Origin of the sequence: uncultured Bradyrhizobium sp. (genome assembly GCF_936943645.1) — a bacterium.
Lineage (GTDB): Bacteria > Pseudomonadota > Alphaproteobacteria > Rhizobiales > Xanthobacteraceae > Bradyrhizobium.
This window is the reverse complement of record NZ_CAKZJO010000008.1, coordinates 1-2121: the sequence shown is the minus strand read 5'-3', so window position 1 is coordinate 2121 and position 2121 is coordinate 1. Positions and strand designations below refer to the sequence as shown.

2 protein-coding genes are annotated in these 2121 nt (G+C 65.0%); one reads left to right on the top strand and one right to left on the bottom strand.

Annotated elements, in window-relative coordinates; all coding sequences use genetic code 11:
- Nucleotides 1-61 precede the first annotated feature (61 nt).
- The gene (hemA, locus tag Q0743_RS00920; protein ID WP_298239722.1) at nucleotides 62-1291 is read right to left on the bottom strand and encodes a 5-aminolevulinate synthase; all 1230 of its coding nucleotides are present in this window, start codon (nucleotides 1289-1291) and stop codon (nucleotides 62-64) included.
- A gap of 341 nt (nucleotides 1292-1632) precedes the next feature.
- Here hemA and aroQ point away from each other — a divergent pair, with 341 nt between their 5' ends.
- Nucleotides 1633-2064 (top strand): type II 3-dehydroquinate dehydratase, encoded by a 432-nt coding sequence (gene aroQ, locus Q0743_RS00915; protein WP_298239721.1) that lies wholly within the window; start codon nucleotides 1633-1635, stop codon nucleotides 2062-2064.
- The last annotated feature ends 57 nt before the right edge of the window (nucleotides 2065-2121 follow it).

The following is a 2121-nucleotide window of genomic DNA, read 5'->3' as shown; positions in this document are numbered from 1 at the left end:
GAAGAGACTCGGGATTTCCACATGCGATAGCCCTGCCCTCCAGGGGAGGGTAAGAAAAATCCTACTCCGCCGCCAGCGACTTCTCGCGGAGCGGCAGGCCGAGACGCTCCCACACTTGCAGCAGGGCCTCGGCGAGCTGATCGATCAAGCCGTCGTCGTGATAGGGCGAGGGCGTGATGCGCAGCCGCTCGCTGCCCTTGGGAACGGTCGGATAGTTGATCGGCTGGATGTAGATGCCGTGCTCCTCGAGCAGCATGTCGGACGCCTGCTTGCACTTCTCGGGATCGCCGACGAACAGCGGCACGATATGGGTGTCGCTCGACATGACCGGCAGGCCGGCGGCGTTGAGGATCGCCTTGACGCGGGCGGCGCGGTCCTGGTGGCGCTCGCGCTCCCAGCTCGAGGTCTTCAGGTGCTTGATCGCGGCGGTCGCGGCCGAGCAGATCGCCGGCGGCAGCGCGGTGGTGAAGATGAAGCCCGGCGCATAGGAGCGCACGGCGTCGATGATCTGGCCGTTGGCGGCGATGTAGCCGCCGAGGCAGCCGAACGCCTTGGCGAGGGTGCCTTCGAGCACGTCGATACGGTGCATGACGCCGTCACGCTCGGCGATGCCGCCGCCGCGCGGGCCGTACATGCCGACCGCGTGGACCTCGTCGACATAGGTCATCGCGTTGTATTTTTCGGCGAGGTCGCAGATCTTGGCGAGCGGAGCGACGTCGCCGTCCATGGAATAGAGGCTCTCGCAGACGATCAGCTTCGGACGGTTCGGGTCCGCCGCCTTCAGCAGCTCCTCGAGATGCGCCAGATCGTTATGGCGGAACACGACCCGCTCGCAGCCCGACTGGCGGATGCCCTCGATCATCGAATTGTGGTTGAGCTCGTCCGACAGGATGAGGCAGTTCGGAATGAGCTTGGCGATGGTCGGGATGCCGGTCTGGTTCGAGACATAGCCCGAGGTGAACAGCAGCGCGGCTTCCTTGCCGTGGAGATCGGCGAGCTCGGCCTCGAGCTGGACCAGCGGATGATGCGTGCCGGCGATGTTGCGGGTGCCGCCGGCACCGGTGCCGACGCGGGTCGCGGTCTCGACCATGGCGCCGACCACCTTCGGGTGCTGGCCCATGCCGAGGTAATCGTTGGAGCACCAGATCACGACGTCGCGCTTGCCCTTGGGCGAGTGCCAGACCGCGTGGGGGAATCGGCCGGCCGTGCGCTCGAGGTCGGCGAACACGCGGTAGCGCCGTTCAGCGTGGAGACGATCGAGGGCGGAATCGAAGAACTGGTTGTAATCCATCGGCAAAACCTGCAACGGAACCCGGCCACGGCGGCCACTCGTTTTTAGAGCTTTTCCAGCTCCAATGTCTATGCGCCAGCACACATTTGTGGCGAGGCGCGCGGGTATATTGATAGCGCCGTCTCGCGGGCGATAGTTGATGTGGATCAAACGCCTAACACTTGCCCGCCCGCGCGGACCGAGGCGCCCGGGAACGCCGAGGACCGCCTCCGCGGGCTTGGACATTTTGTCCATGGGGCACGCTCCGTCCATGATGGCTGAGCCGGTCGCACCGATGTCGTGGCCTTGCTTTCTGCGAGGCGCGGATCGGCGCCCGGCAAGCTCATGCGAAAGGACGCCCGATGAAGCGTGTGATGATTCTGAACGGTCCCAACCTCAATATGCTCGGTATCCGAGAGCCGCACATCTACGGCACGACGACGCTCGCCGAGGTCAACGCTGCTTGCGAGGACGTGGCGGCAAAGCTCGGCCTCAAGCTCGCCTTCCACCAGTCCAACCATGAAGGCGTGCTCGTCGACCTGATCCAGTCGGCGCGGCAGGATGCCGACGCCATCATCATCAATCCGGCCGGCTTCTCCTTCACCTCGGTCGCGATCATGGACGCGATCAAGACGTTCGAGGGTCCGGTGGTGGAGGTGCACATCTCCAACATCCACGCCCGCGACGAATATCACCGCCACTCCAAGATCTCGTTCGTGGCGACCGGGGTGATCTGCGGCCTCGGCCCGTTCGGCTACATCGCAGCGCTGCATGCGATCGCGAACATGAAGTGAGTGGTAGCTGCGGCGGAGGTCTGCTCCCTCGCCCCGCTTGCGGGGAGAGGGTTGGGG